General features: G+C 72.2%; 19 protein-coding genes. 9 read left to right on the forward strand and 10 right to left on the reverse strand.

What is annotated here, in order from left to right; all coding sequences use genetic code 11:
* Positions 1-28: 28 nt before the first annotated feature.
* Genes rdgB through murI form a run of 3 tightly spaced genes read right to left on the reverse strand, consistent with a single transcriptional unit; the run spans position 29 to position 2,225 of the window.
* Positions 29-628, reverse strand: a complete 600-nt coding sequence (gene rdgB / locus ITJ64_RS15180) for an RdgB/HAM1 family non-canonical purine NTP pyrophosphatase (RefSeq protein ID WP_228509028.1) — start codon at positions 626-628, stop codon at positions 29-31.
* Entirely contained in the window at positions 625-1,392 is a 768-nt protein-coding gene (gene rph, locus ITJ64_RS15185; RefSeq protein WP_194681564.1) for a ribonuclease PH, read from the reverse strand. Before rph ends, rdgB begins: the two co-directional genes overlap by 4 nt.
* Positions 1,389-2,225, reverse strand: a complete 837-nt coding sequence (murI, locus tag ITJ64_RS15190) for a glutamate racemase (RefSeq protein ID WP_194681565.1) — start codon at positions 2,223-2,225, stop codon at positions 1,389-1,391. The genes rph and murI overlap by 4 nt, the downstream gene beginning before the upstream one ends.
* Positions 2,226-2,318: 93 nt before the next feature.
* On the opposite strand from murI, the gene ITJ64_RS15195 reads away from it, so the two are divergent.
* A complete protein-coding gene (locus ITJ64_RS15195) occupies positions 2,319-3,587 on the forward strand; it encodes a nicotinate phosphoribosyltransferase (protein WP_370545273.1) in 1,269 nt (422 codons plus the stop codon).
* A gap of 54 nt (positions 3,588-3,641) precedes the next feature.
* Entirely contained in the window at positions 3,642-3,935 is a 294-nt protein-coding gene (locus ITJ64_RS15200) for a DUF3039 domain-containing protein (RefSeq protein ID WP_173181261.1), read from the forward strand.
* Positions 3,936-3,959: 24 nt separating this feature from the next.
* Here ITJ64_RS15200 and ITJ64_RS15205 read toward each other — a convergent pair whose 3' ends face one another.
* Both ITJ64_RS15205 and ITJ64_RS19400 read right to left on the reverse strand, forming a co-directional pair.
* Entirely contained in the window at positions 3,960-5,543 is a 1,584-nt protein-coding gene (locus ITJ64_RS15205) for a hypothetical protein (protein WP_194681567.1), read from the reverse strand.
* Positions 5,519-6,829 (reverse strand): ABC transporter ATP-binding protein, encoded by a 1,311-nt coding sequence (locus ITJ64_RS19400; RefSeq protein ID WP_370545208.1) that lies wholly within the window; start codon positions 6,827-6,829, stop codon positions 5,519-5,521. Before ITJ64_RS19400 ends, ITJ64_RS15205 begins: the two co-directional genes overlap by 25 nt.
* A gap of 245 nt (positions 6,830-7,074) precedes the next feature.
* Between ITJ64_RS19400 and ITJ64_RS15215 the strand changes: the two genes are divergently transcribed.
* From ITJ64_RS15215 to ITJ64_RS15230, 4 genes are all read left to right on the forward strand, one after another.
* A complete protein-coding gene (locus ITJ64_RS15215; RefSeq protein WP_173181263.1) occupies positions 7,075-7,767 on the forward strand; it encodes an NTP transferase domain-containing protein in 693 nt (230 codons plus the stop codon).
* 139 nt (positions 7,768-7,906) lie between these two features.
* Positions 7,907-8,692 carry an ABC transporter permease gene (locus tag ITJ64_RS15220; RefSeq protein WP_194682181.1) on the forward strand — a complete coding sequence of 262 codons (786 nt, stop codon included), beginning with the start codon at positions 7,907-7,909 and terminating at the stop codon, positions 8,690-8,692.
* Positions 8,692-9,456: an ABC transporter ATP-binding protein gene (locus tag ITJ64_RS15225; RefSeq protein WP_194681568.1), complete on the forward strand. Its 765-nt coding sequence runs from the start codon at positions 8,692-8,694 to the stop codon at positions 9,454-9,456. Before ITJ64_RS15220 ends, ITJ64_RS15225 begins: the two co-directional genes overlap by 1 nt.
* A gap of 147 nt (positions 9,457-9,603) precedes the next feature.
* Positions 9,604-9,909, forward strand: coding sequence for a hypothetical protein (locus tag ITJ64_RS15230; protein WP_194681569.1), 306 nt, complete (start codon positions 9,604-9,606; stop codon positions 9,907-9,909).
* A 32-nt stretch (positions 9,910-9,941) separates the two neighbouring features.
* Here the strand turns inward: ITJ64_RS15230 and ITJ64_RS15235 are convergent, their stop codons facing one another.
* The 3 genes from ITJ64_RS15235 to ITJ64_RS15245 form a co-directional block, all read right to left on the reverse strand.
* The gene (locus ITJ64_RS15235; RefSeq protein ID WP_194681570.1) at positions 9,942-10,244 is read right to left on the reverse strand and encodes a helix-turn-helix transcriptional regulator; all 303 of its coding nucleotides are present in this window, start codon (positions 10,242-10,244) and stop codon (positions 9,942-9,944) included.
* A gap of 100 nt (positions 10,245-10,344) precedes the next feature.
* Complete coding sequence (locus tag ITJ64_RS15240; RefSeq protein WP_194681571.1) at positions 10,345-13,164, reverse strand: ATP-grasp domain-containing protein; 2,820 nt, start codon at positions 13,162-13,164, stop codon at positions 10,345-10,347.
* Complete coding sequence (locus tag ITJ64_RS15245) at positions 13,161-13,754, reverse strand: SRPBCC family protein (RefSeq protein ID WP_194681572.1); 594 nt, start codon at positions 13,752-13,754, stop codon at positions 13,161-13,163. The genes ITJ64_RS15240 and ITJ64_RS15245 overlap by 4 nt, the downstream gene beginning before the upstream one ends.
* 80 nt (positions 13,755-13,834) lie before the next feature.
* Between ITJ64_RS15245 and ITJ64_RS15250 the strand changes: the two genes are divergently transcribed.
* Positions 13,835-14,125, forward strand: a complete 291-nt coding sequence (locus tag ITJ64_RS15250) for a hypothetical protein (protein WP_194681573.1) — start codon at positions 13,835-13,837, stop codon at positions 14,123-14,125.
* 286 nt (positions 14,126-14,411) lie between these two features.
* On the opposite strand, the gene ITJ64_RS15255 is transcribed toward ITJ64_RS15250, so the two are convergent.
* Positions 14,412-18,230, reverse strand: a complete 3,819-nt coding sequence (locus ITJ64_RS15255) for a bifunctional RecB family nuclease/DEAD/DEAH box helicase (protein WP_194681574.1) — start codon at positions 18,228-18,230, stop codon at positions 14,412-14,414.
* A 105-nt stretch (positions 18,231-18,335) separates the two neighbouring features.
* On the opposite strand from ITJ64_RS15255, the gene ITJ64_RS15260 reads away from it, so the two are divergent.
* Positions 18,336-19,151 carry an SDR family NAD(P)-dependent oxidoreductase gene (locus tag ITJ64_RS15260; protein WP_194681575.1) on the forward strand — a complete coding sequence of 272 codons (816 nt, stop codon included), beginning with the start codon at positions 18,336-18,338 and terminating at the stop codon, positions 19,149-19,151.
* A 25-nt stretch (positions 19,152-19,176) separates the two neighbouring features.
* Here ITJ64_RS15260 and ITJ64_RS15265 read toward each other — a convergent pair whose 3' ends face one another.
* Positions 19,177-19,833, reverse strand: a complete 657-nt coding sequence (locus ITJ64_RS15265; RefSeq protein WP_194681576.1) for a TetR/AcrR family transcriptional regulator — start codon at positions 19,831-19,833, stop codon at positions 19,177-19,179.
* Between the two features lie 108 nt (positions 19,834-19,941).
* Between ITJ64_RS15265 and ITJ64_RS15270 the strand changes: the two genes are divergently transcribed.
* Positions 19,942-21,438 carry an MFS transporter gene (locus tag ITJ64_RS15270; RefSeq protein ID WP_194681577.1) on the forward strand — a complete coding sequence of 499 codons (1,497 nt, stop codon included), beginning with the start codon at positions 19,942-19,944 and terminating at the stop codon, positions 21,436-21,438.
* The last annotated feature ends 51 nt before the right edge of the window (positions 21,439-21,489 follow it).

Consider the following 21,489-nt stretch of genomic DNA (forward strand, 5'->3'; position numbering starts at 1 on the left):
CCGCGGGTGCCCCGAGGGCGGGTTCGGGCTAGTCGGGAATGACGTTCATTCTCAACACCGGGATGGCGGCCTCGAAGGCCCGCGCGCGGTGGCTGATCGTGTTCTTCTCGGCGGCCGTCAGCTCGGCAGCCGAGACCTCGAGGCCCTCGGGCACGAAGACGGGGTCGTAGCCGAAGCCGCCGGCTCCCGCGGCCTCGCGCGCCAGGCGGCCGGGCCAGCGGCCCGAGACGACCTGCTCGAAGCCCGTCGCCGGCACGACGATCGCGATGTGGCAGGCGAAGCTCGCCGCGCGGTGCTCGTCGCGCACGTCGGAGAGCTGGTCGAGCAGCAGCTCGACGTTCGCGCGATCGCCCTTGCCGTGGCCGGCCCAGCGCGCCGAGAAGATGCCGGGGGCGCCTCCCAGCACGTCGACGCAGATGCCGGAGTCGTCGGCGAGGGCCGGCAGCCCCGTGTGCTCGGCCGCGGTGCGCGCCTTGATCAGGGCGTTCTCGGCGAAGCTCACGCCGTCCTCCACCGGTTCGGGGCCGTCGTAGGCGACGATCTCGAGCTCGGGCAGGGCCTGGCCGAGGATGTTCTGGAACTCCTCGACCTTGTGGGCGTTGTGGGTCGCGAGCACGACGCGCATCAGGCGGACTCCCCCGCTGCGTCATCCACCAGCACCGCTGTCTGCAGCGTCGCGAGCTCGGCGGTGCCGTTCAGGGCGAGGTCGAGCAGGGCGTTCAGCTCGGTGCGATCGAACGGCGCGCCCTCGGCGGTGCCCTGCACCTCGACGAAGAGGCCGCGGCCGGTGACCACGACGTTCATGTCGGTCTCGGCGCGCACGTCCTCGACGTAGGCGAGGTCGAGCATCGGGGCGCCGTCGATGATGCCGACCGAGACGGCGGAGACCGAGTCGATCAGCGGCTGCGACTTCTGCCCGATGAACTTCTTCTGGCGGGCCCACTCGATGGCGTCGGCCATCGCGACGTAGGCGCCCGTGATCGCCGCGGTGCGGGTGCCGCCGTCGGCCTGCAGCACGTCGCAGTCGATCACGATGGTGTTCTCCCCCAGCGCCTTCATGTCGACCACCGCGCGGAGCGAGCGGCCGATCAGGCGGGAGATCTCGTGGGTGCGCCCGCCGATGCGGCCCTTGACCGACTCGCGGTCGGTGCGGGAGTTCGTGGCGCGGGGCAGCATCGAGTACTCCGCCGTCACCCAACCCTTGCCCGAGCCCGACTTCCAGCGCGGCACGCCGTTGGTGAAGGATGCGGTGCAGAGCACCTTCGTGCGACCGAACGACACCAGGGCCGAGCCCTCCGCGTGCTCGCTCCAGCCGCGCTCGATCGTGACGCGACGCAGCTGGTCGGCGGTGCGGCCGTCCTTGCGGGGGCCGGTGGTCGGGGAATCGGTCACGGTGCTCTCCTTGCGGGATGGGGGATGGGGATGACGCCGGTCTCGACGAGCTCGACCCGGGATACCTCGGGGCCGAGGAACATCTCGGCCAGGCGCAGGAACTCCTGGGCGCTGCCGCCGGTGGCCTCGTAACGGTACTCGGGCGGCGCGGTGCTCGTCCGCTCCATGCCGGTGCGCACGAGGGTGCGGTAGACGTCGTTGGCCGTCTCGGTGTCGCTGGAGACGAGCCGCACGCCCTCCCCCACGACGTAGGAGATGGCGCCCTTCAGGAACGGGTAGTGGGTGCAGCCGAGCACGAGGGTGTCGATGTCCTGGGCGACCAGCGGCGCCAGGTAGCGCTCGGCGAGGGCGACGAGCTCGCGGCTCGTGGTGTCGCCGGCCTCGACGTGGTGCACGAACTCGGGGCAGGCCTGCGTGAAGAGCTCGAGGTGGGGCGCGGCCGCGAAGGCGTCGTTGTAGGCGCGGGAGGTGATGGTCGCCTCGGTGCCGATGACCCCCACCCGGTTGTTGCGGGTGACGGTGACGGCGGTGCGGACGGCCGGCTGGATGACCTCGATGACCGGCACGTCGTAGCGCTCCCGGGCGTCGCGGAGCATGGCCGCGGAGGCGGTGTTGCAGGCGATGACGAGCATCTTCACGTCCTGGGCGACGAGATCGTCGAGCACGTCGAGCGCGTAGCGGCGCACGTCGGCGAGCGGCTTCGGGCCGTAGGGCGAGTGGGCGGTGTCGCCGACGTAGAGGATGGACTCGCGCGGGAGCTGGTCGCGCACCGAGCGGGCGACCGTCAGCCCGCCGACTCCGGAGTCGAAGATCCCGATCGGCGCGTCACTCACGGTAGACCAGCCTAGCCCCGCCCGTTCTAAGCTCGAGCCGTGACCTCCTCCGCCGCATCCACAGCCCTCCTGACCGACCGCTACGAGCTGACCATGGTCGATGCCGCGCTGCGGGCCGGCACGCACGACCGGCCGAGCGTCTTCGAGGCCTTCGGCCGCTCGCTGCCGCGGGGACGGCGCTACGGGGTGGTCGCGGGCACCGGGCGGCTGCTGGAGCTGATCGCCCGCTTCCGGTTCGGCGACGACGAACTCGAGTGGCTGCGGGCTCACGAGGTGGTGAGCGCCCCGACCCTCGACTGGCTCGCCGACTACCGGTTCACCGGGACCATCACGGGCTATCGCGAGGGCGAGGTCTACTTCCCCGGCTCCCCCCTGCTCGTGGTGGAGTCGAGCTTCGCCGAGGGCGTGGTGCTCGAGACGCTGATCCTGAGCGTGCTGAACTACGACTCCTCGGTCGCGGGCGCCGCCGCGCGGATGGTGTCGGCCGCACGGGGGCGTCCACTCGCCGAGATGGGATCGCGCCGCACCGGGGAGCGCTCGGCGGTCGCCGCCGCGCGGGCCGCGTACATCGCCGGGTTCGGCGCCAGCTCGAACCTCGAGGCCGGCCGCAGCTGGGGCGTCCCGACCATGGGCACCGCCGCCCACGCCTTCACGATGCTGCACGACTCCGAGGAGGAGGCGTTCCGCGCCCAGGTCGACGCGCTCGGACCCTCGACGACGCTGCTCGTCGACACCTACGACGTGCCCACGGGGGTCGCCACCGCCGTGCGGGTCGCCGGCACCTCGCTCGGCGCCGTGCGGCTGGACTCCGGTGACCTGCTGACGCTGGTGCACGACGTGCGCGAGCAGCTCGACTCGCTCGGGGCGACCGACACGAAGATCACCGTCACGAACGACCTCGACGAGTACGCGATCGCGGCGCTGGCCGCCACGCCCGTCGACTCCTACGGGGTCGGCACCTCGCTGGTGACGGGCTCCGGGCATCCGGCGGCAGGGATGGTCTACAAGCTGGTGGCGCGCCAGGGCGCCGACGGGGCCTGGGTGTCGGTGGCCAAGAAGTCGGCCGAGAAGGCCACGCACGGGGGGCGGAAGCATCCGGTGAGGCTGCTCGGAGCATCCGGGACCGCGGTGTCGGAGACGATCTACGTCGGCGACGCGGCACCGGCCTCGGCGCTCTCCGCGGGGCGGGCGCTGCACGTGCCGCTCGTCGTGGACGGGGTGCTGCAGGACGGGTTCACGGGATCGGAGGGGGTGCGGGCCGCCCGCTCCCACCACGCCTCGGCCGTGGCCGAGCTGCCGGGTGAGGCGCTCCGGCTCGCGGCCGGTGAGCCGGTCATCCCGACCGTCTACGAGGCCGTCTGAGCAGCTGCTGCGGTACGGGCCGAGCACCCCGCGACGCGTTCTAGAATCGTCTCCATGTCCGATCCTCTCGCGCGCACCTCCGAACCCGGCGACCTCCCCGACGGTGGTGGCGGAACCACGACCCTCGACCGCGAGCTCGAGGAGCTGCTGAACACCGAGAACATCGATCCGGGAGATCACGAGCGCTTCTCGCACTACGTCGAGAAGGACAAGATCCTCGAGTCCGCCATGACCGGCAAACCCGTCAAGGCGCTCTGCGGCAAGAAGTGGACCCCGGGCCGCGACCCGGAGAAGTTCCCGATCTGCCCCACGTGCAAGGAGATCTACGAGCGCCTGCTCGACGAGTGATCGTCCGGGGCTAGTTGCGCTGGGCTAGTTGCGCTGGGCGGCCGCGAGGATCTCGGGGCCGCGGCGGTCGAAGATGCGGGCGCCGGCGATGACGCCGACCACGAGCACCACGACACCGACGCCGAGGCCGGTCCAGAGCGAGACCCAGAGGTACATCGGGTCGACGAAGACGCCCAGTACGCCGTAGACGAGTGCGGGGGTGGACAGCGCGATCGTGCCGAACAGCGAGAACAGCTGCGCCAGCACCGAGGTCGGGCCGGTCGACTGGGGCTGCGTGAAGGCGCTGTCGCCCGGGCGCGTCGCCGCGTAGGGGAAGCGCGCCGAGAAGATGCTGCCGAGTCCGAGGCCGGTGAGCACGAGGCAGGTGCAGACGCCCAGCACGGCGGGCAGCGCATCCAGGTCGTCGGCGAAGAGCACGCTGAGGAACGAGCCGATGCCGATCAGCGGCACGGCGATCAGCACGACCGGGATCATGCGCCCGATGCGATCGGCGAGGCCCACGCGGCCGGCGACGAGGTGCAGCCAGACGGCGGTGTTGTCGAAGGCGGTGTCGTTGTGCACGACCCAGCCGAGGAACACGCACATCATCGGCAGCGGCAGGAGGGCCGTGTACTCGATCGGCACCCCGACGAACGCGAACACCAGCACGGCGAGCACCGCGGGGGCCGGCACGATGACCAGCTGCGCGAAGTAGCGGGGGTCGCGGGCCCAGTAGGTGAGCACGCGGGCGGCGATGGCGCCGGTGGGGGTCGACGGGGTGCGGCCGAACCAGCCGAGGCCGGCCTCGTCGCGGAGCTCGTCGTCGCGGGTGCCGGGCGAGACCAGCATCAGGGCGACGAGGCCCCGCCAGGCGAGCCAGAGCAGGCCGACCGTGGCGAGGGCGATCAGGAGCTTCAGCACGGCGTAGACCCACTGGCCGTTCACGGCGTCGGCGGGCACGGCCCAGGCGGCGCCGAGCGGCGTCCAGCCCAGGGCGCCGGCGAGGGCCGGGAGCACCCCGTCGCCGGCCGAGGCGTTGCCGCCCCAGCTGGTGATCATGAGCAGCAGCAGGCCGGGCACGAGCACGACGACGGCGAGAACCCCCACCACGGCGCCGACCTCGCGGGCGCGGCGGCTGGTGAAGGCGAACGAGGCGAGCGAGACCGAGATGCGGGCGCCGAGCACGCAGGTGACCGCGCCGACGAGCCCGGTGACGAGGGCGAGCAGCGTCGAACCGGGCGACTGCGACCACGTGATGGCGGTCGCGAGGCCCACGATCGTGACGACGAGGGCGGGCACGCCGAGGAACGCGGCGACCAGCAGGCCGATCGCGAGGCGGCCGTCGGTGACGCCGAACAGGGCGAAGGAGCGCGGGTCGAGGCGGTCGGTCAGCCCGAACACCACGGGCACCAGCCAGAAGGCGGCCACCACGACGCTGCCGGAGATGACGACGATCGTGCGCGCCAGGTCGGGGTCGGCGTCGCGCAGGGTGACGAGGCCCGCCACGAGCGCGATCGTCATGACCGCCGCGTAGGCGAGGCCGATCAGCACCCCCACGAGCTGCGACGCCGGACGACGCCCGGCGTTGCCGAGCAGACGCAGTCTCAGTCGGAGGAACTCAGCAACCATTCCATGCCTTCCGCGCTCTTGCGGCCGCCGGCCAGCTCGATGAAGCGCTCTTCGAGCGTGCCGCCCTCGCGCACCTCGTCGACCGTGCCCTTGCTGAGCACCCGGCCCTCGACGATGATGGCGACGCGGTCGCAGACGCGTTGGATCATGTCCATGCTGTGGCTGGAGAGCACGACCGTGCCGCCGCCCGCCACGTAGCGCTCGAGGATCTCGACGACGTTCGCCGCCGACACCGGGTCGACCGACTCGAACGGCTCGTCGAGCACCAGGATGCGCGGCGAGTGGATCATCGAGCTCGCCAGGGCGATCTTCTTGGTCATGCCGACCGAGTAGTCGGAGACGAGGCGGTTGATCGCGTCCTCGAGACCGAAGGCCACGGTGAGGTCGTCGGCGCGCTGGCGCACCGTCGCGGAGTCGAGGCCGCGGAGCGTGCCGGAGTAGTGCAGCAGCTGACGGCCGGTGAGGCGGTCGAACAGGCGCAGGCGATCGGGCAGCACGCCGATCAGGCGCTTCGCCGCCGCCGGGTCGCGCCAGACGTCGTGGCCGAAGACCGTGATGGACCCGCCGCCGGGGCGGAGCAGGCCGGTGGCCATGGAGAGCGTGGTCGTCTTGCCGGCGCCGTTCGGGCCGACGATGCCGTAGAAGGAGCCCTGGGGAACGTCGATGTCGATGCCCGCGACGGCGGTGGTGCTGCCGAACTTCTTCGTCAGGCCCGAGATCGAGAGGCTGATGCGGTTGGGGTCGAGGTCGCGCACGACGGAGGCCGGGGCCGGGCGCTGGGCCGGGCGGCGCGCCGGGGTGCGGGGCTTGGAAGGGGTGCGGGGGGCGGCCTTGGGGGCTGCCGGGGTGGACGCGCCGGTCGTGGCGGAGGCGGCTGCGGGCTTGCGCTGCACCGGCTTGCGGGGGCTGGCGGGCTTCTTGGCCGGGGGCTTCACGGTGGGCGTGGCAGGGGCTGCCGCCTCAGGGGTCGCCGGCGCCTCGGGGGCGGGCTGCGCATCCTGAACCGTCGCCGACCCGGTGGTCTCGTCGGGAGCCGCCTCGGCTGCCGTCGACTCGGCCGCCGTCGCCTTGGCTGCGGCGGTCTTCGCGGCCGCCGTTCGAGCGGCGGCGGTCTTCGCGGCGGTCGTGCGGGCCGCGGCCGTCTTTGCGGCGGGTGCGCGCTTCACCGGCTTGCGGGGCGCTGCGGAGCTCGTGGCCGCCGCCGAGGTGGCCGGCGTCGTGCGAGGTGCGCGCTGATCGCCCGAGCGCGCTCCCCCAGCGTTTGGAGTGTCTGACTCTGAGCTCACCGCACCAACCTATCAATCCCGTCGAGACGCCGCACCGGCCCCAGGCGCACGTTCACGAAGCCCCCAGTCTGACACCCTCGGCCCCCCGCCGACGCATCACGAAACAGAAACGATACACGGCTTTCCCCTTGCCCCGAAAAGGGGTCATAGTACGCTGTCAGGAGGCATGAAGACGTGTCTGGAACATGACCATGTGGTTAACCAGGCCCGAGAACTGGCCGAACCCATCGACCAGAGGAGAAAACATGACAACGCAGGTCGTCATTCTCGCCGCCGGCATGGGCAGCCGCTTGGGCCGCTCACTTCCGAAGCCGCTCACCGAGCTGAGCGACGGGCGCACCATCATGGGGCAGCAGTTCGACAACATCCGGCACACCTTCGGCAACGCCGCCAAGGTCACCGTGGTCGTCGGCTACAAGCTCGAGCACATCATCGAGGCGTTCCCCGACGCGTCCTTCGTCTACAACGAGGAGTACGACCAGACGAACACCTCGAAGAGCCTGCTGCGCGCCCTCCAGGCGTCGACCTCGGGTGGTGTGCTGTGGATGAACGGTGACGTCGTCTTCTCCCCCAGCGTGCTCGACCGCACCGTTCCGCTGATCGCGCGCGACCAGTCGTTCGTCACCGTCAACACCGCCAAGGTGTCCGACGAGGAGGTCAAGTACACGACCACCGCCGAGGGCTACATCGACGAGCTGTCGAAGACCGTCGTGGGCGGGCTCGGCGAGGCCGTGGGCATCAACTACATCTCCTCGCGCGACAAGGCGGCGTTCATCCGCCACCTCCAGCGGGTCAACGACCAGGACTACTTCGAGCGCGGCCTCGAGCTCGCCATCGAGAAGGACGGCGTGCTCGTCGAGCCGATCGACATCAGCGACCTGTACGCGGTCGAGGTCGACTTCGCCGAAGACCTGGAGCGGGCCAACCTGTTTGTCTGATCTCTGATTTCGGCGTCCTCGCCGCCGAAATCGCTTCGGCGAGCGTCGGCGGCGTGCTGGGTGCCGCCCGCTGGGCTCGGGGCGTTAGGCTGAGCGCTCAGGCGACGAAAGGGCACCATCCGTGAGCGCAGCGACACAGCTGCCGCCGGCGCGCAAGGGCGGCGGATGGTCGCGGTACCGCCATTCGCTCTGGCTGCTCACCCGTCGCGACCTGCGGGTGCGCTACTCCACGTCGGCCCTCGGCTACGTCTGGTCGATCCTCGACCCGCTCGTCATGGCGGGCATCTACTGGTTCGTCTTCACCCAGGTGTTCCAGCGGCCGGTCGGCGCCGAGCCGTACATCGTCTTCCTGCTCTCGGCGCTACTGCCGTGGATGTGGTTCAACGGCTCCGTCTCCGACTCGACCCGCGCCTTCCTCCGGGAGGCGAAGCTCATCCGCTCGACGAAGATCCCGCGCACGATCTGGGTGAACCGCCTCGTGCTCTCCAAAGGGATCGAGTTCGTGGCGAGCATCCCGGTGCTGGCCTTCTTCGCGATCTTCTCGGGCGCGGCCGTCAACGTCGACCTCGTCTGGTTCCCGCTCGGCATCCTGCTGCAGGCCGTGCTGACCGTCGGCGTGACGCTCATCGTCGCGCCGCTCGTGGTGTTCTTCCGCGACCTCGAGCGGGCCGTGAAGCTCGCGCTGCGCTTCCTTTTCTACGCCTCGCCCATCATCTACGGCACCCACGACCTGCCCTCCGAGCTGCAGAGCTGGGCGGCCTTCAACCCGCTGAGCGGCATCTTCTCGCTCTATCGGGCCGGCTTCTTCCCCGACCAGCTCGACTGGTACCAGGTCGGCATCGGCGCGCTGATGTCGCTGGTGCTGCTGGCGATCGGCGTCCTCGTCTTCCAGCGCTCGGAGCGCTCGGTGCTGAAGGAGATCTGATGGTCGCGGGCACTGATCCAACGGTCGGCACGGGTCACGACGTGATCGCGGTCGAGAAGGTGGGCATCCGCTTCAAACGGAACCGCCGCGCCCGCCGCAGCTTCAAAGACCTGTTCGCAGGCCGCACCCGCCGTTCGCGCCCCGACGAGTTCTGGGCGCTGCGCGACGTGAGCTTCACCGTGAAGCAGGGCGAAGCGATCGGCGTGATCGGCCGGAACGGTCAGGGCAAGTCGACGCTGCTGAAACTCGTCGCCGAGGTGGTGCTGCCCGACGAGGGCCATGTGGGCGTGTTCGAGGGCGTGGCACCGCTGATCGAGATCACCGGCGGCTTCGTCGACGACCTCTCGGTGCGCGACAACGTCTACCTGACCGCAGGCCTGCACGGCATGACGCGCAAGGAGGTCGACGCGCGCTTCGACTCGATCATCGAGTTCGCCGAGATCGGCGACTTCCTCGACACGCCCTACAAGCACCTGTCGAGCGGGATGCGCGTGCGGATCGCCTTCTCGGTCATCGCCCAGCTCGAGGAGCCGATCATCCTGGTCGACGAGGTGCTGGCGGTGGGCGACAAGGGCTTCCGGGAGAAGTGCTACCGGCGCATCGAGGAGCTGCTCGCCGGAGGGCGCACGCTGTTCTTCGTCTCGCACAACGAGCGGGACCTGCGCCGCTTCTGCACGCGGGGGCTGTACCTCGACAAGGGGCGGCTCGTGTTCGACGGGGCGATCGACGAGGCGCTCGCGCGGTACGCGGCCGACACGGCCTGAGTCGTGGGGCGGGCGGGCCGTTCCCGTCCCGTCGAGCGGGGTCGTCCACTCCCGCACTCGCCTGTGCACTTCTCGATTCTCTCCACAAGCGCGAGCCGGCGGCCCCCGACAGCCCCTACCGTCAGTGGCACCCGGTGGTATTGCCCCATGGCCACCACCCCCATCACGAGTCCCAGAACCAGTCCGATCGCCTACCAGGTCCCGCTGCGGCTCGACCGTCGCGGCGCCCCGCACCGCTACCTCCTGAAGAACGTCGGCGACGAGCCGCTCCGCGGGCTGTCGTTCAGCCTGCTCGGCGCCGGGCTGATGAAGGCCAGTCCCCCGCTGCTGCTCGCGCCGGGCCAGGAGGTGCGGCTGGGCATCCGCGGGGCCACGCTGCCGCTCACGGCGGTGCTCGTGGTGCGGTGGTTCCGGCCGAACGGCGACGAGTACCTGTGGCGGGTGAGCTTCTGAGCGGGCGCCGCGGGCGGCTGCCCCACTGCCGGCTAGGGCGTGGCGCCCGACTCGCGGGCGCGGATGAGGTCGGCGACCGTCACCTTGTGCGGCCGCTCGGGCAGCATGTCGGGCGTCATCCCGTCGATCAGCACGGCGGGGTTGAGGTTCAGCGCCCCGGCGATCCGCAGAATGGTGTGCAGCGACGGGTTCGCCTGGCCCCGCTCGATCTTGCCGAGGTTCGTGAAGTGCAGGCCGGCCAGTTCGGCCAGCTCCATCTGGTTGATGGCGAAGCGCTGACGCTCCTCACGGATGCGGGTGCCCAGCAGCCGCGCCGCATCCGAGTTCGAAGTCACACCCCATGCCTACCTGCCCCACGCTCAGGGAACCAGAGCGGCTGGAGCACATGCGTTGCCACCTCACGCTTTGCGGCTGTCAGCGGAGCCGCGGGCCGGCCTACAGGCCCTGCCGTACGAGCACCGGCACCGCCACTCGCGTGAGCACCGTCTCGAGCACGCCCCACGCCAGCCGGCGCCGCCACGGCAGATGCCGCACGTACACCGCGGTGTACTCGAGCTCGGCCTCGCCTCCGCGGTGGCGCTTGAAGTCGGCGACCCCGCTCGAGGCGTGCAGCTCGGCGCCCTCGTCGTGGGCCCGGCGGGCGACGAGCCAGCTGAGCATCCGATACAGCCCCGTCTCGGGCGGGAGGGAAGTGTCGTAGCCGAAGACGGGTGCGGCGAGGAAGCCGTGGGCGGTGCGCGTGCCCATGACGCCGTCGATGCGCCCGGCGCCGGTGCCGGCGGTGGTGTCGGGGCCGGGCGTGGTCACGGGGGCATCGCGCCGCACCAGCAGGGTGAAGTCGAGGAAGCCGCTGCGCTGGGCCGCCGCGACGAAGGCCGGCGTATAGGCGGGGTTGAGGCGCGAGTACTTGTCGAGGTAGAGCAGGCGGTAGAGCTCGACGATGCGCTCGCGCGTGGCCAGGTCGGACGCGCCCGTGCGCGGGTCGATCGGCGCCGGCACCGCTTCGTAGCCCGACGCCTCGAACAGCTGGCGGTCGCGACGCACGTCCCGGAGACCCAGCCACTCGTCACCGCGGGTCGGCGCGAAGAACACGCTGCGCGACGGGAGCAGGCGGTAGCCGCTTCTCCGAAGTGTCTCGGGCAGCAGCATCCCGCGGCCGTGCACGCTGCGCCAGCCGATGGCCCGCTGTGGATGCTCGCGCCGCAGCCGCGCCGTCACCTCCGCCACCCCGCGCTCACCCGCGTCGGGCAGCAGATTGGTCGAAACGAGGCCGTTGCCCATGAGCACGATGTCGTCGACCCGGCCCGCATCCAGGATCGCGCCGAGACCCCACAGCAGCAGACCCGCGGCCCGGCGTGCCGACGCGGACGTCAGTTCGCCGAGCTCCTCGCGGGCGTAGTCGACGTAGTGCGTGAAGGGCGAGACGACGTAGCTCGGGGGTGGCGCGTCGGCCTGCTCGGTTCCCTGGGCCGGCCGGTCATCCGGCTGGCGGTGGGTCGATCCCTGGCGGCCGGTCGATCCCCGGTGCCCAGTCGAGCTCCGACGGTGGGTCGATCTTTGGCGGTGGGTCGAGACGGTCAGTGGCAGCTCATGGTCACCCACTCGCACTGTGCGGAGCTCGGCGGTCGCGTTCGTCACCGCGGCGGCCACTCCCCCGGCCTCGGCGACTGCAGCCGCGAGGGCGCCGGCCCATCCGTCGTCCGGTGTCGACCGGTTCGCGCCCGTCGGCCGCACCGGTTCGGCTCCTGGGTCGGCGGGCGACGGTTCCGGTCGCAGCGACTCGCCGTTCCACTCGAGGTCGTGGGTCGAGGCGGCCAGGAGTCCGACGCGGGCGCGGCGACTCTCGCGCAGCTGCACCGCCAGCGATCGGACGAGAGCCGCGAGAGGGAGGCGATCCTCGGGCGGTCGCAGCGCATCCGGGTACCGCAGTTGTCTCGTGAAGGTGAGCGCGCGCGCCACAGGGGGGCCGAGCGGCGGGTACATCGCGTGCGGCAGGCCGAGCCGGGCGGTCGCACGGGACGCCTGGATCGGCGGCGCGCTCGGCGCGGCCGTGGCCTCGGGCTCAGACTCGGGCCCGTGCTCGGGCTCGGGCTCGTGGGACGGGACCGCGGGACTCGCGGGACTCGCGGGGCGGCGCGCGAGATGCGGCAGGAACGCGCGGGCCAGGTGATCGGATGAGGCGAAGAGGTGGATGCCACTCGTCGCACGCGGGTTGCACTCGAGCACCACGACGCGAGCCTCAGCGTCGGCGCCCACGCGGGCACCCGCGCCGGCACCGGCGTCGCCGGGGCGGGGCGGTCGGTGCATCAGGTCGAGGCCGAACTGTCCGGTGAGGGTGAGGGCCGCTGCCAAGCGGGCGGCGATGCGGCGGGCCTCACGCACGGGGGCGGTCGCCGGGTCGAGCCGCTCGAAGGCGACGCCGGCGCCCGTGTCGCCGCGTCGGCCCGCGCGCCAGACCGGACGGTACGCCACGAAGGCCGTGAGCCGCCCCTCGATCGCCACGGCGTAGGTGCAGAACTCGGTGCCCTCGACGTGCTCCTGCAGAACCCAGCGCTCGTGGCGGGTGACACGTGGGAGATCCGGGAGGGGCTGGTGCGGCTCGATGACGCGGGTGCGGGTGCCGAAGCGCGAGAAGGTCGGCTTGAGCACGAGGCGGGCGGGGGCGTGTGTGCCGCCACGGTCCAGCGCGCGCTCGCGCGCCTGCGCGCGGTGGCGCCAGTCGATCGCGGAGTCGACCACCTCCGTCGCGGGGTGCGGCAGGTCCAGCTCGCTGAGCAGCGCCGCGAACTCGGCCTTGTCGTGCAGGCGGCGCAGCACCTCGATCGGAGGCGCGAAGAGCAGCTGCCCGAGCGCGACCGCGGCTTCGCGGCCTTCGGGCGGCGCAGAGACGCTCGACGGATCCGGGGCGGCGAGTGAAGCTGCAACGGCCGCCGCGGCAGAGCTTGCGGCACCAGCCACCGCAGAGGTTGCGGCGGCAGGGGCGGCGGCAGCGGCGGCGAGCCAGAAGGTCTCCTCGCAGGTGGGGACGACGAGGTCGGCGACGTGGCGGGCGGCGATGCCCGCGACGGCCGCCGCGAACTCCCTCGGGCGGAACCGCGGCGAGGGGACACGGTAGGCCGCGTCGACCGCGTTCGACGACGAGGTGATCGCCGGCTGGCTGTCGGCGACGACGACGCGGACGCCGTCATCCGCGAAACGGCGGGCGAGGTCGAGCGTGGCCGGCGCCCGCGACCCGGTCAGCACGACCGTCGTCATGCGAAGGGGCGCGCGCCGCCCGAAGGAAGCGGTCCGCCTGGCGCGGACGGGGCTGGCGCCGCGGCGGGCGGCTCGTAGCCGTCGGTGCCGTGGGCCGCCGCCACGCAGACCGCCATGCTCCGGCGCATGTAGGCGCGCCAGACGGGCCCGATCAGGTGCTCGACCGCGAAGCGGCGGCCGGGCAGGGGGCGGAATCCGTAGGTCCAACGGATGCGCGAGCGCACCCCCGAGGCGTCACCGGGCTCGGCGGGCTCGAAGCGCCACTGCGCCTCGGCGTCGGAGACGAGGTGCGCGAGGGTCTTCGTGTAGTCGGTGACGGTGTAGTCGAAGCGGCCCAGCACATCCGGAACCGTGGGCGGCTCGTAGACGTCGAGGTGCTCGCGGAAGCGACTGCCGTCGGAGAGGTGGACGGTGCGGGTGCGGCCCGGGGTGTCCCAGGGGCCGGTCGCGTCGGTGACCCCCGTCACGCCCGGCAGCACGAGGAAGCGGTGGAAGAGCGTGCTGTCGTCGCGCGGCACGACCCGCTCGAAGGCGACCGCCGCGGGCACCGCCGTGTCGCCGACGGTCTCGAACACCACGAGCTGCTGCATGTGCTCACCGTAGCGCGGGTCGACGGATGCGCCGCGGAGGTCGTGGGTCGGCGGGCGCCGGGGTCCCTTACGCTGTGGGCATGCCTTCGTACCGTGTGACCATGATCGTCGGATCGCTCGAGCTCGGCGTGCGCCCCGAGGAGGTGCTGCCGACGCTGACGCAGGCCATCGCCGACTTCACCACCGTCGAGGCGTCGGACGTGACCGTCGTGAAGGGCTCGCCGCGCGTCGTCGTGCGGTTCACGGCCGACACCGACGAGGCCGCGTACCTCATCGCGGAGCAGGGCGTCGACGGCTCACGGGTCTCGGTCGAGCCGATCGCGTGGCAGCTGACGCGCCGCGTCGGCGGCTCCTGGGAGCTGCTGCAGTAGTCGCATCCCCGCTCGCTCGGCGCACGTGGTCACGTTCGTCGGTGAGGTCCGGATGCTCGGCCACCGCACGTGGTCACGTTCGTCGGTGACGGCCGGATGCTCGGCCACCGTACGTGGTCACGTCCGTCGGTGACGGCCGGATGCTCGGCCACCATGCGTGGTCACGTCCGTTGGTGAGGGCCGGATGCTCTGCCCCCTCAGCGGTCACGCCCTTCGGTGACGAGGCCGCGCGGCTGTCGTGGGTGCCGCTCATCCACGGGGACGAAGGGGCGAGCGCACTCGGCGCCTAGGGGGTCGGCGGGTGGGTGAGGCGGAGGAAGGCCGAGAGGGTCGCGAGCTCGGCGGGGTTCAGGGGCAGGTGGTCGGTGAGCGCCGGGGAGTAGACGAGGTGCGCCGCCCACTTGGCGCGGGAGATCGCCACGTTGAGGCGGTTCTTCATCAGGAGGAAGGCGATTCCGCGGGGGACGTCGGCCGCTGAGGACGCCGCGAGCGAGACGATCGCCACCGGGGCCTCCTGGCCCTGGAACTTGTCGACCGTGCCGACCCGCACCCCCGGGAAGCCGGCCGCCGTGAGGTGGGCGCGGAGGCGCTCGACCTGGGCGTTGTAGGGCGCGACGACGATGATGTCCTCCGGCAGCAGCGGGCGACCGGCGGCCGGGGCCGCGGGCGACGCCTGCGGCTCGGCGGGGGCGGGCGGTAGGGCTGCCGCCGGGTGCGGGGCCGTCGGGCCCACCGCGGGTCCGGGCGCGGCCTCGGCGGAGGCGCGCGGCGGGTCGGCGGGGTCGTGCCAGGGGCGGCCGACGGCCGCGCGGACGAGGGCGACGACGCGGTCGGCCTCCTCGGGGGAATCGGTGGAGTTGCCGTGGTGGAGCACCGGGTGGAGGTGGAGGCCGGGGGCGACACCCTCGAGGGAGCGGGACGTGGTGGCGGTGGGCTCCGAGTGCAGCTCGCCCTCGTAGGAGAGGGCGCTGACCGGGGCGCAGACCGCGGGGTGCATACGCCAGCTCACCGCCAGGAAGTAGCCGAGCGACGGAGGCAGCACGTCGTGACCCTCGGTCAGCCAGCCGAGCGCCGAGGAGTCGACCGGCTCGGGGTGGGTGCCCTGCGTGACCTGGGGCAGCTGCTGGGGGTCGCCGAGGAGCAGGAGGTTGCGGGCCGAAACACTGACCGCGATGGTGTTGGCGAGGGAGTACTGGCCGGCCTCGTCCACGACGAGGAGGTCGAGTTCGCGGCGGTCGATGCGGGTGGGGTTCGTGAAGTCCCAGGCGGTGCCGCCGATGACGGCTCCGGTGCCGTTCGCGGACGCGGCGTCGAGGAAGCGGCGGTGGGCGTTCTTGGCGAGGGGGGTGAACCGTGCATCCGGATTCTCGCTGACCTTGCCGACCAGGGCGGGGTCGACGCCGGCGCCGACGATGGCCGAGAGCATGTTCTCGACGACCGCGTGGGACTGGGCGACCACGCCGACGCGCCAGCCGTGGTCGCGCACGAGATCGGCGACGACGCGGGCGCCGGTGTAGGTCTTGCCGGTGCCCGGTGGGCCCTGCACGGCGAGGTAGGAGTCGTCGAGGGCGAGGAGGGAGTCGCGGATGGCGTCGATGGCGCCCCGCGGATGCTCGGCCACCGGCTCGAGCGGGCGGCCGTCGCGGCGGCGGGGGGCCCGGCGGCGGAGGATGTCGACGGCCGCGTCGTTCGGGAAGGTCGGCAGGGAGTCGGCGAGGGCGCGGCCCCACTCGGCGATGGCGTCCTGCAGGGAGGCGGTCTTCGGTGGCGCGGCCGGGGCGACGGCGACCGGGAGGGCGTCGTAGGGGTCGGCGCCGACGGTGAGGGCCTCCTCGAAGACGTACTGGGTGACGCCGTTCGGGAGCTCGCGCACCTCACGGAGCACGGTGCGGGCGTGGGCGACGCGGTCGGCGGGGCGGGTGCGCGGGGCGGGCCACGGATGCGGGGGGTCGTAGACGAAGAAGCGCCCGTTCGCGCCGGGCTCGAGCCGACTGCCGGGGGCGAGCGTGCCGCGCAGGCGGAGCTCGCGGCGGTCGGCGCGCTGGCCGGCGTTGCGGTACCAGGGGCGGTCGACGACGGCGGTCTCGACCGTGAGGACGTCGCGGGTGTCGGACCACTCGGCGAGGGGCTGCTCGAGGCGGTTGAAGTGCTCCCACCAGAAGGACTTGTCCTCGCGGCGGTGGTAGTCGATGGCGGCGGCGGCCACGGCGACCGCCAGCTCGTCGGCGCTGCGGCCCGCGGCGGCCGGATGCGCGGGGTCGCGGCTCCCGGGTGGCGGGGCGGCGGCGGCGAGGGCGGCTGCGTGGGCCAGAAGGTCGCGGTGGAGGGGGCTCTCCTCGAACTCGAAGGAGGCGGGGTCGTCGTGGTCGGGGTCGCGGCCGGTGGACGCCGCGGGGTCGGCGAGGGACGCAAGGTCGAGGAGGGCGGAGGGGTCGTCGGAGATGGCCGCACGAGTGGCGGAGGCTGCCGCGAGTCGGGATGGGCCTAGCGGCCCGGCGTCGAGCTCGGCCGCCCGGGCGAGCAGCCAGTCGCGCAGCCGCAGCGTCGAGAGGCAGTCGTACTCGTTGTAGTCGGCGATGTCGGCGAGCTGGCGGTCGGCGGCGAGAGCGGCGGCGGGGTCGGTGCGGCCCGCGTCGCGGAGCGACGTGTAGTGCACGTAGGCCGTGATGGAGTCGGCACCGTTGGTGACGTCGCTCTGCCGCAGCTGGTCACCCATGTAGAGCGGCTCGAGCTTCTTCAGGCTGTACGAGCGCGAGCTCACCCGCACGCTCTTCTTGACGACCGGGTAGAGGTCGACGAGCACGTTGGCGCGCAGGAGCTCGTCGAGCTGCTCCTCCCCCACGCCGTGTCGGGCACAGAGCAGCTGCAGGTGGGCGCGCTCGTAGTTGGCGTAGTGATAGACGTGCAGCCCGGGATGGGTGCGCAGCCGCGCGGTGACGTGGTCGAGGAAGGCCCGCAGCGCCTCCTTCTCCTCGGCGTAGGAGTGCGCCCAGTAGGGCAGGAACACCGTCTCGCCCGGGCGGTCGGGGTCGTGCTCGATGAGGCCGAAGAGGTAGTCGAGGCCCCAGTCGGCCCCGTCGCCTTCGGAGTAGAGCGGATCGCCCTCGAAGTCGAAGAAGATGTCGCCCGGGTCGGGCTCGGGCAGGCCGTCGAGCGCGGTGGTGTCGTAGACGCGGGCGGCCAGACCGTGGCGGCCGTCGCGCTGCATGCGGGCCTGGTCGCGCAGGTTCTCGAGGGTCGTGGCCGGCAGCGCGTCGACCGGGCCCTCGGACAGCGCCAGCTCGTCGAGCGTCGAGATGCCCGCCGCGAGCAGCTTGGCGCGCTGGGCCACGCGGATGCCCGCCACCAGCAGCAGGTCGTCGTGCGCCTCGACCTCGGGCGCGCAGACCTCGCAGCGACCGCAGATGGCGTAGCGGGGGTCTCCCCAGCGCACGGCGGGCTCGTGCATCCGCTCGTCGAGGAGGGCCTCGAGGCGGTGGCGCCGATCGAGGTAGACCGGGAGGATGTCGCGCAGCTCGTGGGTGGAGCGGCTGCCGTCGCCGAGCAGCAGGTGCACCTCGTCGCCGAGCGGCACGTCGAGCCGGTCGAGCTGGTCGGCGTAGGCGGCGAGCTGCAGCAGCGCGGTGATCTTGGCGTGCCGGGCGAGCTTGGTGTCGTAGACCTCGTAGCGATGGGGGGCGGATGCGGTGGCCGCGCCGGTCGCGGGAGGCGCCTTCACGAGGAAGTCGGCGAAACCGAGGAAGCGGCCGTCGAAGAAGGTGGCCTGGAAGACGACGTCGGCGCCGGCGTGGAGCGCCTCGAGCGTGAGGCGCTGGTGCTCGAGCAGCGCCTCGGGGGTGGGGCGGTCGGGCCGCGGGATCTCGGCGACGCCGCGCGGATGGACGCCGTCGAAGGGCCCGTAGAGCTCGCGGAAGGCCTCGAGGGTGCGCAGCTCATGGGCGTCGCCGAGCCGGGCGGTGCGCTCGAGCATCTCGTCGACGACCTCGGGCACGGGCTCGATGCGGCCGAGCTTCGCGTCGAGGCGGCGCACCAGGGCGAACTCGCAGACCGCCGCGGCCGTGAGGTCGGTGGCGCTGTAGAGCACGCGGTCGCCGGCGACGATCATGGGGCCTCCCTGGGGTCGGGTTCAGGGTAGTGCGAGCCTCCGACAGCGGGCCGGGATAGGGTGCGGAGGGTCGTCCGCGCGGGCGACAGGACGAGGAGCGGACGCATGGCGGGCAAGGTCATCGTGATCACGGGTGCGAGCGACGGCATCGGGGCGGCGGCGACGCGGGCCCTGAGCGAGCGGCACACGGTGGTCGTCGTGGGGCGGTCGGCCGAGAAGACGCGGGCGGTGGCCGAATCCGTGGGCGCCGAGTGGCTGCTGAGCGACTTCTCGCGGCTCGACGAGGTGCGAGAGCTCGGCGCGACCCTGCTCGAGCGCTACGAGCGCATCGACGTGCTCGCGAACAACGCCGGCGGCATCATGGGCCCGCGCACCGAGACCGTCGACGGGCACGAGCTGACGCTGCAGGTGAACCACCTCGCGCCGTTCCTCCTGACGCAGCTGCTGCTGCCGCGGCTGCTCGACAGCCGGGCCACCGTGATCGCCACCTCGAGCATCGCGCACCGCTACGGATCCTTCGACTTCGACGACCTCGAGGCGCGCCAGGGCTACCGGCCCGAGCGCGCCTACGGCACCGCCAAGCTCGCGAACCTCCTGTTCGTGCGGGAGCTGCACCGGCGCTTCCACGACCAGGGCCTGTCTGCGGCGGCGTTCCACCCGGGCGTCGTGTCGACGAGCTTCGCCGGGCAGACCAACAGCGCGCTGCGGCTGGTCTACACCTCCGTGCTGAAGCGGCTGCTGCGCACCCCCGAGCAGGGCGCCGAGACGCTCGTCTGGCTGGCCGCCGGCACCCCCGGCATCGACTGGGAGAGCGGCGGGTACTACGTCAAGCGCGCCCCGGCGGCGATCCGGCGCGGGGCCGACGACCCGGCTCTGGCGCTCGCGCTGTGGGAGCACACCGAAGCGCTTCTCGCCGAGTAGCAGAGCGAGCGGATGCACGTGCCGCTCAGGCGCGCGGGGCCGAGAGGCCGACGGCCGGCAGCACCACGCCGTCGATGATCGACAGCAGGTACTCCCGGTCGACCGGACGCTGCGTGACGAGGAGGCGGTAGGCCGTCATCGACGGCGCCACGAGGGCGATCGTGGCGATGTCGACCTCGGCCGAGATCTCGCCGCGGGCGATGGCGCGTTCGAGGAGTCGCCGGTTGACCTCGGCGCGGGGGGCGACGATCGCCGAGTTGATGGCGTCGACCAGCTCGGGCGATCGTGAGAGCACCGACATGAGGCCGGCCATGACCTGCATCTTGCGGTCGGCCTCCTCGAGCGTGCGCGGCTTGATCATCGCCACGAGGTCGCCTCGGAGAGTGCCCGTGTCGGGGAGGTTGTCGACGTCGAGGTCGCGCGACTTCATGCACGCCACCGCGTCGACCACCAGCTCGCCCTTGGACGGCCAGCGGCGGTAGAGCGTCGCCTTGCCGGCCTTCGCGCGGGCGGCGACCATCTCCATCGTCATGCCGTCATAGCCCTCCTCGGCGAGCACCTCGATGGCCGCGTCGAGGATCTCGGGGTCGCGCGAGTGGTCGCGACGGCGGCCGGGGCGGCCGGGTTGGCCGGGTCCGGGCGATGCCGGGGCGGGCGTGGAGTCGATCAGGTCGAGCGGCATCGTCGCGGCTCCTCCTTCGGGACGTGGGCGGGACACCTCGATTCTGTCACGAGATGTTTACAGAACCGATGGTATCCGAAACTGACGAGTTCCGTATATAGTCCCTCCATGCCTGAAAATTCTTCGCGTCGCTGGCTCACCCTCACCACGGTCGCCCTCGCCCAGCTGATGGTCGTGCTCGACGCGACCGTCGTCAACATCGCCCTGCCGTCGGCGCAGGCCGACCTCGGCTTCTCCGACGGCGACCGCCAGTGGATCGTCACCGCCTACTCCCTCGCCTTCGGCAGCCTGCTGCTGCTCGGCGGCCGCCTGTCCGACCTGATGGGCCGGAAGCGCGCCTTCATCATCGGCCTGATCGGCTTCGCCGCCGCCAGCGCCCTGGGTGGCGCCGCCGACAGCTTCGGCCTGCTCGTCGCGGCTCGCGCGATGCAGGGCGTGTTCGGCGCGCTGCTCGCCCCGACCGCGCTGGCGGTGCTCACCACGACCTTCACCATCCCGAAGGAGCGGGCGCGCGCGTTCGGCATCTTCGGCGCGATCGCCGGTGCGGGCGGCGCGGTCGGACTGCTGCTCGGCGGCCTGCTCACCGAGAACTTCAGCTGGCGCTGGAACCTCTACATCAACGTCGTCATCGCGGTCATCGCGGTCATCGGCGCGATGATCTTCGTGAGCACCCCCCGGCGCGAAGGCGCCCGCCCGAAGCTCGACCTGCCGGGCACCGTGCTCGTCTCGGCCGCGCTGTTCGCCCTGGTCTACGGCTTCTCCAGCGCCGAGACGAACGACTGGGACTCGCCGCTGACCTGGGGCATGCTCGGCGCGAGCGTCGTGCTGCTGGTGGCGTTCGTGCTGTGGCAGCGGCGGGCCGCGCATCCGCTGCTGCCTCTCTCGATCGTGCTCGACCGCAACCGGGGAGCCGCCTACAGCTCGGTGCTGATCGCCGGCGCGGGCATGTTCGGCATCTTCCTGTTCGTCACCTACTACCTGCAGACGACGCTGGGGTACACGCCGATCCAGACGGGGCTGTCGTTCCTGCCGATGATCCTGCTGCTGATCACGGCGGCGCAGCTGTCGACGAACATCTTCGTGCCGCGGTTCGGGCCGAAGGTGATGGTGCCGATCGGCATGACGCTGGCCGCGCTCGGGATGGTGTGGCTGACGCACCTCGACGTGACCGCCGTGTACGCGGTCGACGTGATGCCGCCGCTGATGCTGCTCGGGCTCGCGATGGGCACGATCATGCCGGCGTCGATCCAGACGGCGACGCTGGGGGTCGACCGGCGGTTCGCCGGGGTCGCCTCGGCGATGGTGAACACCTCGCAGCAGGTCGGCGGATCGATCGGCACGGCGCTGCTGAACACCCTCGCGGCGACCGCGGCGGCGAACTACGTGGCCGACAACCTGCCGGCGACGGCCGAGGTGGCGGCGCAGGCCGCGGTGCACAGCTACGCCACGGCCTACTGGTGGGGCGCGGGGTTCTTCGCGGTGGGGGCCGTGATCGCGGCGCTGCTGTTCCGGCGCAAGGGCCAGGGGCTCACGGTGGGCGTCGCGGTGCCGGAGGAGCGGAGCGGCGAGGCGACGCCCGAGCCGGAGCCGGTGCTCGGGCACTGACGGGCGGCCCGAGCGGCCCGGGCGGCCCGAGCGGGCCGGGCGGGCCGGGCG

The organism is Herbiconiux sp. VKM Ac-1786, from assembly GCF_015350805.1.
Taxonomy (GTDB): Bacteria; Actinomycetota; Actinomycetes; order Actinomycetales; family Microbacteriaceae; genus Herbiconiux.